Here is a 14,922-nt window from a genome sequence, read left to right as displayed (position 1 = left end):
ACTCACCCGTCCGCCGCTAACTTCATAAGAGCAAGCTCTTAATCCATTCGCTCGACTTGCATGTATTAGGCACGCCGCCAGCGTTCATCCTGAGCCAGGATCAAACTCTCCGATAAAGTTAGTTTGTCTAGCATCTAAAATAAAAATTGACGTTTCACGTTGTTTGTTTCGTTTAGTTTTCAAAGTTCAATATCGCGTTTCAGCGACTTTTATAATTTAACATTTCGCGTTAAATCTGTCAACAACTTTTTTCTTTCGTTCCTGACGACGCTTATTAATTTACCATATTAATCATTTAATAGTCAACACTTTTAAAAAAAATGCCAAAATAATTTTATCTTGGCATGATATAAAGCTTAATAATCACTAATGCTGCCACACCTGGTAGGCCTAATAAACTCGTTATTGCTGCTGTACCCATGTTAATTGGGATATGAAAATCAAAATATGTCCCTACAACATTTACGATAAAAAGCAATGCTATTCCTAAAGTAACATGAAAAATCACCTTACCTATAAAACGTAATGGCTTAGAGACGACACCAAAAACAAGAAAAATAAATACTAAAGTAAGAATGCCAACAATAATAATTGTAGAATTCATTTTTTCCTCCTTATGAATGACCTATACATCTATTTGTATGGGACAAGACAATAAAAAAGAACAGGTATCATAAGCGGCATCTCTTTCATATAAACTAAATAAAACAATACCTCAGCATTAAAAAAACAAAATAAAAAGGCCTGCTTAGAAAGCAGAACCTTTTACCATTGTTCCATTTTTACAGGACGACGCTTTGCTTCTTTCAACAAAAAGAAATATTTCGCCTCTGCTATTTTCAAAGAACAAATGACATCTTGAGACGGTTCTACACTTTGTTCGACCATTCTCTTCTGACGTAACCACTCATTCTTCACTTTTTCCAAAAGTACAATTAACTTATCGTCATACTCTTTACGCAATTTACCCTTTTTTTGAAAGAACATTTTTGTTTCTCCTCTTATACTTCTCTGCGCCCTTCTAACGCTTTGGATAATGTCACTTCATCTGCATATTCTAAATCTCCACCAACTGGCAGACCATGTGCAATACGAGTTACTTTAATGCCTGTAGGTTTTAAGAGGCGGGAGATATACATCGCTGTAGCTTCCCCTTCAATATTAGGGTTTGTTGCTAATATCACTTCTTGTACCGTTTCATCATGTAGTCGCTTTAAGAGTTGCGGGATATTAATGTCTTCCGGTCCAATTCCCTCCATAGGAGAAATCGCACCACGTAACACATGATATACACCTTGATACTCTTTCATTTTTTCCATCGCGATTACATCTTTCGGTTCTTGCACGACACAAACAACTGATTGATCTCGATGTGAATCATTACAAATATAACAAGGATCACGATCAGTAATATGTCCGCATACAGAACAGTACGCTAAATCTCGCTTCGCATTTACAAGTGCTTTCGCGAAACCTAACACATCATCTTCTTTCATATCTAATACGAAAAATGCCAATCGAACCGCTGTTTTCGGTCCGATACCTGGCAACTTCATAAAACTATCGATTAGTTTTGATATTGGTTCTGGATAATGCATGTATCAATATCCTCCTAGAACATTCCACCTGGTAAGTTTAAGCCTTTTGTAAATTTACCCATTGTAGAGTTTGAAAGCTCATCAGCCTTTTTAAGTGCATCATTTGTTGCAGCTAATACTAAGTCTTGTAACATTTCGATATCTTCTGGATCTACAACTTCCTCTTTAATCTTCACTTCAAGAATTTGCTTGTGACCATTTGCAATAACTGTAATCATTCCGCCGCCAGCTGTACCTTCAACTGTTTTTTCACCAAGCTCTTCTTGTGCTTTCGCCATGTCCTTTTGCATCTTTTGCATTTGTTTCATCATGTTATTCATATTTCCCATTCCGCCACGCATCATAATTAATTCCTCCTAATTATTATTACTCTTTTATTTCAATGAGTTCTTGCCCTACTAACTTCACTGCCTCTTCTATAAGAGGGTCTTCCTTTTTCTCCGGGCTTTCTTCAGACTCTCCACCTTCACGTTGTAAAAAGTCTTCACGGATTTTACCCCATTCACTTTTTGGAATGGCAATCATATTTAACCTTTTACTTAGCAATTCAAATAAAGCTTGTTCTACTGTATCCATAGCTTCTCGATTTTCGCTCGCCATCTTACAGTGAATCTCATATTGAAATGCTAAAACGTAAGTGTCATCTGAAGCTGCCACTGGTTCACTATTTTCAAGTAAAACGGCAAACGCTACTTTGTTATATGATTTGAGTCTTCCTAACAACTCACCCCATACAGCTTTTAATTGTTCTAAATCTTGACGCTTCGCTTGTTTTAATACTTCATTTACACGTCCGACAGGAATTTTCATACTTCCTGTTCGTACCGGTTTTGGTGTTGCACGTGTCTCTCTTACTTCCTGTTGTACACCAGCTGGCACACCGTTCTTTTTGACTTGCTCTAACTCTTTCTCCAGTTGCTGCATCCTGTTCATAATTGCTTGCAAACGATCTGTACCATTTGCTTGCATCATAAACTGTTGACACAATTGCACCATAACAACTTCTAAGAAAATACGCGGATGATTTGTCCACTTCATTTCCTGTTGTCCCTTACTAAGGGTATGAATAATCTCATAGATCACTTCCGGTTGCATTTCTTCACTCAACTTACGGAATTGATCATCTACAATTACTCGTTCCAACATATGTTCTAGTTGTGGTGAAGTTTGATATAAAAGCATATCACGATAATAGTAAATGAAATCCTCCATAAAACGAACTGGATCCTTCCCTTTACTCATCATTTCATCTATGATTTGCAATGCTCTTGATACATCATTTTCACGTATGCACTCTACTAAATTGCCTAAGTATTGCTGAGAAACAGATCCTGTTACGGCCAATACATCTTCTGTCGTAACAATCTCATCACTATAAGATATAGCCTGATCAATAAGACTAAGCGCGTCACGCATACCACCTTCGGCAGCACGCGCAACAATTTGTAATGCTTCACCTTCCACTTGCGTACCTTCATTTGTCACGACCGTTGATAATCTCTCAACAATATCATTCACTGATATTTTTCGGAATTCAAAGCGCTGACAACGTGAAATGATTGTAGGTGGGATCTTATGAGGTTCTGTTGTCGCCAAAATAAAGATAACATGTCCTGGCGGCTCTTCTAAGGTTTTTAAAAGCGCATTGAATGCACCCATAGAAAGCATGTGAACTTCATCAATAATGTATACTTTATATTCTACAGCACTTGGAGCGTATTTTACTTTATCTCTAATATCTCGAATTTCATCTACACCGTTATTTGAAGCCGCATCAATTTCTAATACATCTGAAATGGATCCTTGTGTGATTCCTAAACAAGAAGGACATTCATTACAAGGTTCAGCTACCGGAGCATGTTCACAGTTAATTGCTTTTGCAAATACTTTTGCAATTGTCGTTTTTCCTGTTCCCCTCGGGCCAGAAAATAAATAAGCATGTGAAACTTTCTCTTGAAGAAGGGCATTTTGCAACGTTTTTGTCACGTGCTTTTGACCGACTACATCTTCGAACTTTTGCGGTCTCCATGTTCGGTATAACGCTTGGTATGACACGAAAATACGGCCTCCCTCAAAGGTTATTATCTCATTTATTATAACCCATTCTGTTTATAGATTCCAAAAGTTATTTTCTATACAAAAAACTCACCTTTGTATTAAGGTGAGTTTTGTATACATATATAACTGCCGTGCACCCTCCGTCGATTACGTACCATAAGCGTTACTCAAGCAGTTAGCTCGGTTCAGGCACTCCTGCGGCACACGAGAAGACCCGCTTATTGCTGCTTCCTTCCGGACCTGACAAGGTTCACGGGGTCCCGTTGCGCAGGACCCAAACGTCAACACCACTTACTTAAGGCAGACCTTACAGCAACATAACCTCGAGAGGGGATTCGGCCTCGCTAGAGCGGATTGCGAGTATAGGGCACCGCTACCTCCCCGCTTAGCACGGCAAAGTTAAAACCAATATTCGGTTGCCTTCATTAAAGGCATTATCAGTATAACTTGTTTCTTTAGAAAATGCAAATACGTTAGTTCCCAGTATTCTTCTCTAATTTTTTTATTGCTTTTCTTTTTTTACGAAGCTCTCTAAAAAAGTTTGTTAACAACGTACCGCATTCTTCCTCTAGTACACCAGATACTACTTCACATTGATGATTGAAGCGTTCATCCGTTAAAAGATTCATCAATGTCCCTGCACATCCGCCCTTCGGATCACTTGCACCATATACAACTCGCTTCACTCGTGATAAAACAATTCCACCCGCACACATTGGACAAGGTTCTAATGTTACATACAATGTTGCATCTTCTAAACGCCATGTCCCTAATTTTTTACATGCATCATCTATCGCTAGCAACTCAGCATGAGCTATTGATCTTTGCTCAGTTTCCCTTAAATTATGGGCAACACTAATTACCTCACCATCTAACACTATAACTGCTCCAATTGGTACTTCCTGTATTTCCTCTGCCTTTTTAGCTTCTTCTATCGCTAATTGCATAAAATAAATATCTTGATCTTGTTCCATAACATAGTCCTTTCATTACAAATAAAGTACACTTATTTCCATTTACTACACAGGGGATAACTTTTACAAATTCAATCCACCCTAAAAGAAAAAAGAGAGGGGATTACATATGAAAAATACCGCCTTGCTCATTATCGATATGATTAATGACTTTCAATTTTCCCACGGACCCATTCTAGCTAAAAAATGCGAAACTATAACAAACCCTATTTTACAATTAAAGAAAAAAATGAAATCCTTCGGCTATCCTATAATTTACGTTAATGACCATTATCAACTTTGGAGATCTGATATCGACCAACTTATTACTCATTGCACAAATGAATATAGCGAAAAAATAATCCATAAGATTGCTCCAAGTTTTGATGAGTACATTTTTATTAAACCACATTATTCCGCTTTTTATGAAACACCTTTAAATTCATTACTAGGTTATTTAAAAATAGAAAATCTAATATTAACAGGGGTTGCCGGAAATATATGTATCCTATTCACAGCTAATGATGCTCATATGAGAAATTATAAATTGTATGTACCACAGGATTGTATCGCCTCTAACAACGACCAAGATAATATACATGCTTTAAAAATAATGGAAACTACATTGAAAGCAAATATAACATCATCAACCAAAATAAAATTTAATTAATACATATATCTATTTTCTAACTTTTTATATCAAATTAACCCGCTCGCTTCCCTCTTGTGCTACAATAATTCTGTTTTGTGTTTTTAGTAGTCACGGTAAATCACTGATTGAAAGGAGGAAACAGCGTGACCGGAGTACCATTTATCACGGTTGAAGGACCAATTGGTGTTGGAAAAACTTCACTTGCGAAGGAAATTTCAACTCACATGCAACTCCACTTACTAAAAGAGATTGTTGATGAAAATCCCTTTTTAGGAAAGTTCTATGAAGACATCGACGAATGGAGTTTTCAAACAGAGATGTTCTTTCTTTGTAATAGATACAAACAATTAGAAGACATTAACATAAAGTACTTGAATCAAAGGAAACCAGTAGTAGCGGATTACCATATCTTTAAAAATTTAATTTTTGCATCCCGCACATTAAAAGACTCTCAATATGACAAATACATGCAAATTTATCGTATCCTTACACAAGATATGCCTGTGCCAAATGTCATTGTTTATTTAACAGCTAGCCTAGAAACATTGCAAAAACGAATCGCCATGCGCGGAAGAGAATTTGAAAAAAACATGGATCCAAATTACTTACTACAGCTCACAAAAGATTATGAAACAGCAATGGATGCTTTTAAAAAAGATCATCCGGAAATACCAGTATTGAAATTTAATGGCGACGATATGGATTTTGTAAAAAATCCTGATGATTTAAACGTTATCCTATCTGCCCTTCAAAATACTCTCTTAAAGGAGTCGAAATAATAATGAATTTAAGGCAAAAATATGATATACCCAATGACGCAGTAATCACTATCGCCGGAACAGTAGGTGTGGGTAAATCAACTATGACAACTGCATTAGCTAATGCTTTAGGTTATCGCACATCATTTGAAAAAGTAGATTCCAATCCATATTTGGACAAGTTCTATGCGGACTTCACTCGCTGGAGCTTCCACCTACAAGTGTACTTTTTAGCAGAACGATTTAAGGAACAAAAAAGAATTTTTGAATATGGTGGCGGTTTTGTTCAAGATCGTTCCATTTACGAAGACACTGGAATTTTCGCAAAGATGCATCATGAAAAAGGAACAATGACAGAAACTGATTATGAAACATACAAAGGTTTATTTGACGCTATGGTCATGACTCCTTACTTCCCTCATCCAGACTTATTAATTTACTTAGAAGGTTCTTTCGATGATATTGTCGATCGTATTCAAGAACGCGGGCGCCCAATGGAACAGCAAACACCAATTGAGTACTGGAAAGAAATGCATGGACGTTATGAAAACTGGATTAACAACTTTAATTCATGCCCTGTATTACGCTTAAATATTAATGAGTACGATATTTTAAAAGATGGTGATTCAATCGAACCAATCATAAAAAAAATTGGCCATTTTTTAAAACAAACACGTAAACTTGTAAAATAAAAAACCCGTGCATATGCACGGGTTTTCCTATTAAATTACTTCTTCTTTGTTGGAGCAATAATTTCACTCTCAGGTTTTCCTGCGTTAATGCGCTGACGAACAGTACTTGTACTAATATCGTATGCTTCAGCAATCTCTTTAACAGTCATTTCTTTCCCGTTAATTACTGCCGTTAATACTTTACCTGTACGTTTTGGAGCTGCTTCTTTCTTTACAGCTGCTTTTTTAACTTGTTTTGGCGCCTCTACTTTACTCGTAGCTGGTTTTACATCACAAGTACAACCACAAAGTTTACGGAATGTATCATCACTAATAATGCGTGATACGTTTGCACCACTGTTTAAAATTCTATTGTTCTTACAGACAGGACATTGTACATAATATAAAGTTTTTCCATCTAAAGGAAACGTTTGTATAATAAGATCCATGTTGACTCCTTTCATATCTATGAAGATAATCATCGGAATATGAGTGTGTAATAAGGACAAAATTACCTTACACCATACTTTATGATTGGTTTTAAAATAAAAACTCGTTACGTGTTGGTAACGAGTTCTCCAATCTCCACTTATATGCGCTGTTGTCAATTATATCTGGAGGAGGTAGAGGGATTCGAACCCCCGCGCGACTCTCGCCGCCTGTCGGTTTTCAAGACCGATCCCTTCAGCCAGACTTGGGTATACCTCCATATTGACATCAAATATAATATCAAAAGAAAAACAGTTAGTCAACCCTACTAAAATAAATTATGAGGAAAGGAAAATTTTACTTTCCCCTTCCTACATTACAGTACTGACAACGCTCATAATTACCAATCACTCATACCGATGAATGTTTAAATTTACTTAATAACTGTTTTTCCTCCCATATAAGGGCGAAGAACTTCTGGAATTATAATTGTACCATCTTCTTGTTGGTAGTTCTCTAAAATAGCTGCAACCGTACGTCCAATTGCAAGACCAGATCCATTTAATGTATGAACATGTTCTGGTTTTCCATTTGGTTCACGGCGGAAACGGATATTTGCACGTCTCGCTTGGAAAGCTTCAAAATTACTACAAGAAGAAATTTCACGATATGTGCCATAGCTTGGAATCCATACTTCAATATCGTATTTCTTCGCTGCTGTAAATCCTAAATCGCCTGTGCACATGCTCATAACGCGATATGGCAACTCTAATAATTGTAACACGCGTTCTGCATCATTTGTTAACTTTTCTAACTCTTCATAAGAATCTTCTGGTTTTACGAACTTCACAAGCTCTACTTTATTGAACTGATGCTGGCGAATTAAACCACGTGTATCACGCCCAGCTGAACCTGCTTCAGAACGGAAGCAAGAGCTAAATGCAGCATATCTTATAGGCAATTGCTCTTTATTTAAAATCTCATCACGATGCATATTCGTTACAGGTACTTCAGCTGTTGGAATTAAGAAGTAATCTTCACTTTCAATACGGAATGCATCTTCTTCAAACTTTGGAAGTTGTCCTGTTCCTGTCATACTTGCACGGTTTACCATATATGGAGGTAATACTTCTTCATATCCATGCTCATCAGTATGAAGATCAAGCATAAAGCTAATTAAAGCACGCTCTAATCTTGCACCAGCACCTTTGTAAAATACGAAGCGGCTTCCTGTTACTTTCCCAGCGCGTTCAAAATCTAAAATTCCTAAATCAGTAGCAAGATCCCAATGTGGTTTTGGCTCATAAGTAAATTCTTTCACTTCTCCCCAAGTACGTGCTACTACATTATCATCCTCTGTTTCACCAACTGGAGCAGATTCATGAGGGATATTTGGAATAGATAACATTAATCTTTCTAAGTCTTCTTCAACTGTACGAAGTTCGTTATCAAGATCCTTTACTTTTTCTCCAACTTCACGCATTTCTAAAATTAGAGCTTCTGCATCTTTCTTTTCGCGCTTTAATACAGAAATTTGTTGAGATACTTCGTTACGTTTACTTTTTAATTCTTCTGTCTGAACAAGTAGTTCTCTTCTTCTCGTATCAAGTTCTTCAAAACGTCCGAAATCAGTTAAATCTTCGCCTCTATGCTGTAATTTCGCTTTTACTTCTTCAAAGTTTGTACGTAAAAATTTAATATCAAGCATTATATACTCCTCCTTTTATTTTATAAAACACAAAAAACTCCCGTCCCTATATAAAGGGACGGGAGTTAACCCGCGTTGCCACCCTAGTTGAAAGCATTACCGCTTTCCTCTCAAGTAGAAATAACGGCTCTTCACCGGGAATGCTTACTAATCCAAAAGATATTCCACATTCCATTCCAGGATGGATTCACAAACTGTTTCTATCGATTTCCACCAACCATCGACTCTCTATAAGAAACGACATTTGTTACTATTTCCTATCAACACGCTTATTTTATAAAATTGTTACCATCAATTTACTATAATCTTATACAAGTTGCAAGTTACTTATACAACTTTTTTCATTTTCGCTTCTTTTACCATTTCAACAAAGTATGCTGTCACACGATGATCATCTGTTAATTCCGGATGGAATGAAGCTGCTAAAAATTGATCTTGTCTTACCGCTACCATTCGGTCACCATGCTTAGAAAGCACTTCAACATTATCAGCTACTTCTACAACATACGGCGCACGGATAAATACACCAACGAAGTCTTCACCCACGCCTTCAATTGAAAGCGCAGCCTCAAAACTATCCTTTTGGCGTCCGAACGCATTGCGCTCAACTGTAATATCCATAGCACCAATATGTGCTTCTTCATAGCCAATAAGTGTTTTTGCAAGAAGAATCATCCCTGCACATGTACCAAACATTGGTTTACCAGACTTTGCAAATGTACGAAGTGGTTCCATGAAAGCATACTTATCAATAAGACGGCGCATTGTTGTACTTTCACCGCCCGGTAAAATAAGACCATCAATCTCTTCAAGTTGCTCTATACGCTTTACAACAACAGCTTCTGCACCACTTGCTTCAACTGATTTTACATGCTCACGAACTGCACCTTGAAGACCTAGTACACCGATTTTCACCATTTTAAAGTTCTCCTTTAATTACCATCCACGCTCTTGCATGCGTTGTTCTGGTAATAACGTTGAAATTTCGACACCCTTCATTGCATTACCTAATCCTTTAGAAAGGCTTGCAATTAGTTCGTAATCTTCATAATGAGTCGTTGCTTCAACGATTGCACGTGCAAATTTCTCTGGGTTTTCTGATTTGAAGATACCAGATCCAACAAATACCCCATCAGCACCAAGTTGCATCATTAATGCTGCATCTGCTGGTGTTGCTACACCACCTGCCGCAAAGTTTACAACTGGTAAGCGACCAAGACGTTTAATTTCAAGTAATACTTCGTAAGGAGCGCCAGTATTTTTTGCATATGTCATTAACTCATCTTCACGTAGACTCGCAACTTGACGGATTTCTGCATTGACTTGGCGCATATGACGCACTGCCTCTACAATGTTTCCTGTTCCTGGTTCACCTTTTGTACGAAGCATAGATGCACCTTCTGCAATACGACGTGCAGCTTCTCCGATATCACGGCAACCACATACAAATGGAACTGTGTAATCACGTTTATTTAAATGGTATACTTCATCAGCAGGAGTTAATACTTCACTCTCATCGATATAGTCTACCCCTAATGATTCTAATACACGTGCTTCTACAAGGTGACCGATACGGCATTTTGCCATAACCGGAATTGACACCGCACCCATAACTTCTTCAACAATTGTTGGGTCTGCCATACGAGAAACGCCACCTGCTGCACGAATATCTGCTGGTACACGCTCTAATGCCATAACGGCAACTGCGCCTGCCTCTTCTGCAATTTTTGCTTGTTCAGCGTTAACTACGTCCATAATAACGCCGCCTTTTTGCATTTCTGCCATTCCACGTTTTACACGTTCTGTCCCTGTTACATTTGTCATGTACAAAAACCCCCCTAGGTGAATTGCTTTCCCCCGTTAAAGGCGAAAATTAAGAATACTCTTACATTCTACCACTAACTATCAGATGCTTGTCTACTACTTTTTCATAAAGTCGGTATGAAAAATAGGAATAAAAAAAAGCTCCTATCGTGAGGAGCTTTTAAAACCAACCTTTTACTGTATCAACAGCACTATTCCACATACCACTAAAGAATGAACCAATTCCGCGCATAGCACGAGTAAACCAGTTTGCTTCTTCTACTTCAGATGTCGTTACAAGATCCACTTGCAGTGACTTACCAGTTAAAAATCCAGGGTCGTTTGTATCTTTTGGCGTAATTACCATTTGACCAAGCGCAGCTCCCTTTTTAATAGGTGCTTCTTGTCCCTTACTTGATTCTTTTAATTCTGTTTTATAAACATCTTTACTTCCTTTTGGCACTGGAAGTGAAATAGCTTGTTTCGTTTGAACTGCTACATCTTTATCTTTCGCATTTTCTACTCGTACTGTTTCTTGTCCTTTTACTGAAGAACCTTTTTTATACATTTGTTTCACTTCAAAGTTAGCAAATCCATAATCATATAGCTTCTTTGTTTCATCAAAACGTGCTGTATGAGAACTTGTTTTAATAACTACAGAAATAAAACGCATTCCGTTTCTTTCAACCGTACCAGTGAAGCAATCTCCTGCTTCTGGAGTTGAGCCTGTTTTTAAGCCATCTACACCATCATATTCTTTAACTAAGCCCTTTAACATCCAGTTCCAGTTCGACATTCCAAACTTCTCTTTTTCTGGACGGAATTCTTTTTTAGGGATTTTTGCTGTATCTAACACTTTTGGATAATCTTTAATTAAATGTTGTGCTAAAGTTGCAACATCCTTTGCAGACATTTTATTTTCTTCATCCGCTGTTGTTCCTTCAGGATGCATTCCCTTTAAATCTTTATTCGTTAAACCTGTAGAATTGACAAATTTATAATTTTTCAACCCTAGTTCTTTCGATTTATCATTCATCATTTTTACGAAGTCTACTTCTTTACCTGCAATTGCTTCTGCTAATGCAATTGTTGCACCGTTTGCAGAAAAGATTGCCATTGCCTCGTATAACTCTTTTACTGTATAAGAGCCACCATTTTCTAATGCAACATTTGATAATGAAGCATCTTGTGAAACCTTATATGCATATTCAGAAACCTTAATTTTCTGGTCCCACTTAAGTTTTCCTTTATCCACTGCTTCGTGAACTAAATATTCACTCATCATCTTTGTCATACTAGCAATGGATAATAATTCATCTGCATTCTTTTGATATAAAATTTTCCCAGAATTCGCTTCTACTAAAATTGCCGCACCTGCTTCAATGTTTAAAGCGGCTCCTGTTTCAGCTGATGCATTGCTATATGGCATAAAGATGCTACAAGCTAGTGTAAGCACTGTTACCAAAGCAATGAATCTTTTGCAAAACATACCTTTCACTTTTGCTACCCCCAATATCTATGTACTCACATAACCGTTATTCTAACATAATCAAAAAAAAATAGACAGAGATATCAAATCTCTGTCTATTTGTATATAAGACATTATAACGAGTAGTTTGGAGCCTCTTTTGTAATTTGTACGTGATGAGGATGACTTTCACGTAAGCCGGCACCTGACATACGAATGAATTGTGCATTTTCGCGTAAGAATTCTAAATCCTGTGCTCCGCAATATCCCATACCTGCACGTAAGCCACCAACTAATTGGTGAACTGTATCTGCTAAAGGTCCTTTATATGGCACTCGTCCTTCAATACCTTCTGGGACAAGTTTTTTATTGCCTTCTTGGAAGTAACGATCTTTACTTCCTTTTTCCATCGCACCGACAGAACCCATACCACGATACACTTTAAATTGACGACCTTGGTAAATTTCAGTTTCTCCAGGACTTTCTGCAACACCTGCAAACATGCTACCTAGCATAACAACATGTGCTCCTGCCGCTAATGCTTTCACCATATCACCAGAGTACTTAATACCGCCATCAGCAATAACTGGAATACCGTGTTTGCGAGCTTCTGTTGCACAATCATAAACTGCAGTTAATTGTGGTACACCAACACCGGCTACAACGCGTGTTGTACAAATAGAACCTGGTCCAATACCAACTTTAACTACGTTTGCACCAGCTTCAATTAATGCTTTCGTTGCTTCAGCAGTAGCAACATTTCCAGCGATAATATTTAGTGATGGGTATTTAGCACGAACTTCTTTTACCTTATCAATAACACCTTTAGAATGCCCATGTGCTGTATCAAGTACAATTGCATCTACACTAGCTTTTACTAATGCATCAATGCGAAGCATAGCATCCGCTGTTACACCAACTGCTGCTCCAACTAATAAGCGTCCTTGCTTATCCTTAGCAGAGTTTGGGAATTCAATTACTTTTTCAATGTCTTTTATTGTAATAAGCCCTTGTAATACACCGTTATTATCAACAAGAGGGAGTTTTTCAATTTTATACTTTTGTAGGATCTTTTCAGCTTCTTCCAGTGTAGTACCAACTGGAGCTGTAATTAATTGTTCTTTTGTCATTACGTCAGAAATTTTGATTGAGTAGTCTTGGATGAAGCGCATATCACGGTTTGTAATAATACCAACTAACTTTCGCTCATCTAAATTATTTACAACCGGTACACCTGAGATACGATATTTTCCCATAAGATGTTCTGCATCATATACTTGATGTTCTGGAGTTAAGAAGAAAGGATCTGAAATAACGCCGCTTTCAGAGCGCTTTACTTTATCAACTTGCTCTGCTTGTTGCTCAATAGACATATTCTTATGAATAATTCCTAAACCACCTTGGCGAGCCATTGCAATAGCCATGTCAGCTTCTGTTACTGTATCCATTCCTGCACTAATTAACGGGATGTTTAGCTGTAAGCTTTCAGATAAAACTGTTTTAACACTTACTTCTCTTGGTAATATATCTGACCTAGCTGGTACAAGTAATACATCATCAAAAGTCAAACCTTCTTTAACAAATTTAGATTCCCACATAATTGTTCCCCCTATGATACCAGAAATTATTATTAGTAGCTTATCAATTGGTTAAAATACTGTCAAGGACGTATATATATGTTAGAATTTTTAGACAATAAAAGGAGCGTAATATATGCATCAAACATCTTGTACTTGGCAGCAGTTAAGTTTCTTTTTTTCATCTCAAAATGTACAACGTTATCTTGCCCGTTGTTATGAAAAATCCTCTATTCAGGATGCAGAAAAAAAAAGTTTTGAAAATTGTTATCCCTTTATTTATTACTTAGAACACGGGAAAAATTATTATGAATTATATAAGACAGCTCCATTTTCCATTCAACCAATGTTGTTATTTTATGGAATTAGCCAACTGTTTAAAGCATGCCTACTAACTATTGACCCTAACTATCCTGAATCCACTACTGTTTTAGCTCATGGTGTTACAACTCGCAAACGAAAAAAACAAGGGTATCAATTTTTAGAAGATGAGGTGAAGGTACAAAAAAACGGATTGTTTACTCATGTTGCAGAACAACTGTTTCACATGAAACACTTAGAAGCAGAAAAATTTAACATGTTAGAACTAATGGGAAATATTCCAGAATTACAAAATTTATTTCGTTATAGTCAAAAAGGATCAACTTTATATAAAATTGATTCAACAATTAAAAATGAGCTCTCCTTTTCAGTCAACCTACTAGATCGATTACATATGACTAAAGAGAGATTTTCTCGTTACATTGAAACATCTTGTAAGCATTTATCAATACAACACGTACCTGAGAAGACTAATGAATCGAATTTACTTTTTACAGCGCCCATTCAATCATGGAATCCTATGTACAGTACTCCTTTATACTATGAACATCTTACTAATACTTATTATTTGCCACTTACGACTGACCCTAGAAATCCTAAGCCAATATTACCTGAACTCCTCATTCATTATTTATTGCTCTATAATTTAAGCATGATTTCTAGATATGAAACAGATTGGTGGTATGACTTACTTGGAAGTTATGGTTCTGAAGATTATCCATTTATTTATCAATTTCTAAGTATTTCTGCTCAAAAAATCCCTTACTATATTTCAAATTTTTTATTAATGGAACCAAATCTATTTCATGGGAAATAAAAAAACACAAGTCAAATGACTTGTGTTTTTAGTTGCTTGGCGACGTCCTACTCTCACAGGGACAAGGTCCCAACTACCATCGGCGCTAGAGAGCTTAACTTCCGTGTTC

General features: G+C 36.9%; 16 protein-coding genes, 1 tRNA gene, 1 rRNA gene, 1 other RNA gene and 1 other annotated feature. Of the genes, 4 read left to right on the top strand and 15 right to left on the bottom strand.

Features of this window, described 5'->3' with window-relative positions; translation table 11 throughout:
* From ACTFRU_RS29225 to tadA, 8 genes are all read right to left on the bottom strand, one after another.
* A 16S ribosomal RNA gene (locus ACTFRU_RS29225) occupies positions 1-116 on the bottom strand; the annotation flags it as partial.
* A 218-nt stretch (positions 117-334) separates the two neighbouring features.
* Entirely contained in the window at positions 335-604 is a 270-nt protein-coding gene (locus ACTFRU_RS29220) for a pro-sigmaK processing inhibitor BofA family protein (protein WP_001089276.1), read from the bottom strand.
* A gap of 161 nt (positions 605-765) precedes the next feature.
* Positions 766-987 (bottom strand): YaaL family protein, encoded by a 222-nt coding sequence (locus ACTFRU_RS29215; protein ID WP_000466019.1) that lies wholly within the window; start codon positions 985-987, stop codon positions 766-768.
* Positions 988-1,001: 14 nt separating this feature from the next.
* On the bottom strand, positions 1,002-1,598 hold the full coding sequence (gene recR, locus ACTFRU_RS29210; RefSeq protein ID WP_000559169.1) for a recombination protein RecR: 597 nt from the start codon (positions 1,596-1,598) through the stop codon (positions 1,002-1,004).
* Between the two features lie 14 nt (positions 1,599-1,612).
* Positions 1,613-1,939 carry a YbaB/EbfC family nucleoid-associated protein gene (locus ACTFRU_RS29205; RefSeq protein WP_014894853.1) on the bottom strand — a complete coding sequence of 109 codons (327 nt, stop codon included), beginning with the start codon at positions 1,937-1,939 and terminating at the stop codon, positions 1,613-1,615.
* A gap of 25 nt (positions 1,940-1,964) precedes the next feature.
* Positions 1,965-3,653, bottom strand: coding sequence for a DNA polymerase III subunit gamma/tau (gene dnaX / locus ACTFRU_RS29200; protein WP_000121587.1), 1,689 nt, complete (start codon positions 3,651-3,653; stop codon positions 1,965-1,967).
* A 132-nt stretch (positions 3,654-3,785) separates the two neighbouring features.
* An RNA gene (gene ffs, locus ACTFRU_RS29195) (signal recognition particle sRNA large type) lies at positions 3,786-4,050 on the bottom strand.
* A 79-nt stretch (positions 4,051-4,129) separates the two neighbouring features.
* The gene (gene tadA / locus ACTFRU_RS29190; RefSeq protein WP_000434329.1) at positions 4,130-4,630 is read right to left on the bottom strand and encodes a tRNA adenosine(34) deaminase TadA; all 501 of its coding nucleotides are present in this window, start codon (positions 4,628-4,630) and stop codon (positions 4,130-4,132) included.
* A gap of 109 nt (positions 4,631-4,739) precedes the next feature.
* Here tadA and ACTFRU_RS29185 point away from each other — a divergent pair, with 109 nt between their 5' ends.
* The 3 genes from ACTFRU_RS29185 to ACTFRU_RS29175 all read left to right on the top strand — a co-directional run bounded on the left by ACTFRU_RS29185 (position 4,740) and on the right by ACTFRU_RS29175 (position 6,711).
* Positions 4,740-5,279 carry an isochorismatase family cysteine hydrolase gene (locus tag ACTFRU_RS29185; protein WP_088363839.1) on the top strand — a complete coding sequence of 180 codons (540 nt, stop codon included), beginning with the start codon at positions 4,740-4,742 and terminating at the stop codon, positions 5,277-5,279.
* 125 nt (positions 5,280-5,404) lie between these two features.
* A complete protein-coding gene (locus ACTFRU_RS29180) occupies positions 5,405-6,040 on the top strand; it encodes a deoxynucleoside kinase (RefSeq protein WP_000148218.1) in 636 nt (211 codons plus the stop codon).
* Between the two features lie 2 nt (positions 6,041-6,042).
* Positions 6,043-6,711, top strand: a complete 669-nt coding sequence (locus tag ACTFRU_RS29175) for a deoxynucleoside kinase (RefSeq protein ID WP_001053585.1) — start codon at positions 6,043-6,045, stop codon at positions 6,709-6,711.
* A gap of 35 nt (positions 6,712-6,746) precedes the next feature.
* On the opposite strand, the gene ACTFRU_RS29170 is transcribed toward ACTFRU_RS29175, so the two are convergent.
* The 7 genes from ACTFRU_RS29170 to guaB all read right to left on the bottom strand — a co-directional run bounded on the left by ACTFRU_RS29170 (position 6,747) and on the right by guaB (position 13,696).
* Positions 6,747-7,139, bottom strand: coding sequence for a DUF3797 domain-containing protein (locus tag ACTFRU_RS29170; protein WP_000364193.1), 393 nt, complete (start codon positions 7,137-7,139; stop codon positions 6,747-6,749).
* Between the two features lie 166 nt (positions 7,140-7,305).
* Positions 7,306-7,398: transfer RNA gene (locus tag ACTFRU_RS29165), tRNA-Ser, on the bottom strand.
* Between the two features lie 154 nt (positions 7,399-7,552).
* Positions 7,553-8,827 (bottom strand): serine--tRNA ligase, encoded by a 1,275-nt coding sequence (serS, locus tag ACTFRU_RS29160; protein ID WP_000884187.1) that lies wholly within the window; start codon positions 8,825-8,827, stop codon positions 7,553-7,555.
* 51 nt (positions 8,828-8,878) lie between these two features.
* Positions 8,879-9,100 (bottom strand) — a binding site (T-box leader).
* Between the two features lie 54 nt (positions 9,101-9,154).
* Positions 9,155-9,745 (bottom strand): pyridoxal 5'-phosphate synthase glutaminase subunit PdxT, encoded by a 591-nt coding sequence (pdxT, locus tag ACTFRU_RS29155; RefSeq protein ID WP_000238785.1) that lies wholly within the window; start codon positions 9,743-9,745, stop codon positions 9,155-9,157.
* Between the two features lie 18 nt (positions 9,746-9,763).
* A complete protein-coding gene (pdxS, locus tag ACTFRU_RS29150; RefSeq protein ID WP_000186165.1) occupies positions 9,764-10,651 on the bottom strand; it encodes a pyridoxal 5'-phosphate synthase lyase subunit PdxS in 888 nt (295 codons plus the stop codon).
* Between the two features lie 160 nt (positions 10,652-10,811).
* Positions 10,812-12,119: a D-alanyl-D-alanine carboxypeptidase DacA gene (gene dacA / locus ACTFRU_RS29145; protein WP_124749816.1), complete on the bottom strand. Its 1,308-nt coding sequence runs from the start codon at positions 12,117-12,119 to the stop codon at positions 10,812-10,814.
* A gap of 113 nt (positions 12,120-12,232) precedes the next feature.
* Positions 12,233-13,696, bottom strand: a complete 1,464-nt coding sequence (guaB, locus tag ACTFRU_RS29140; protein WP_000264088.1) for an IMP dehydrogenase — start codon at positions 13,694-13,696, stop codon at positions 12,233-12,235.
* A gap of 115 nt (positions 13,697-13,811) precedes the next feature.
* Between guaB and ACTFRU_RS29135 the strand changes: the two genes are divergently transcribed.
* The gene (locus ACTFRU_RS29135; RefSeq protein WP_000554287.1) at positions 13,812-14,813 is read left to right on the top strand and encodes a YaaC family protein; all 1,002 of its coding nucleotides are present in this window, start codon (positions 13,812-13,814) and stop codon (positions 14,811-14,813) included.
* Positions 14,814-14,922 lie beyond the last annotated feature (109 nt).

Source organism: Bacillus cereus group sp. MYBK220-1 (genome assembly GCF_051916445.1).
GTDB classification, from domain to species: Bacteria; Bacillota; Bacilli; order Bacillales; family Bacillaceae_G; genus Bacillus_A; species Bacillus_A cereus.
This window is presented reverse-complemented; position numbering and strand designations above follow the sequence as displayed.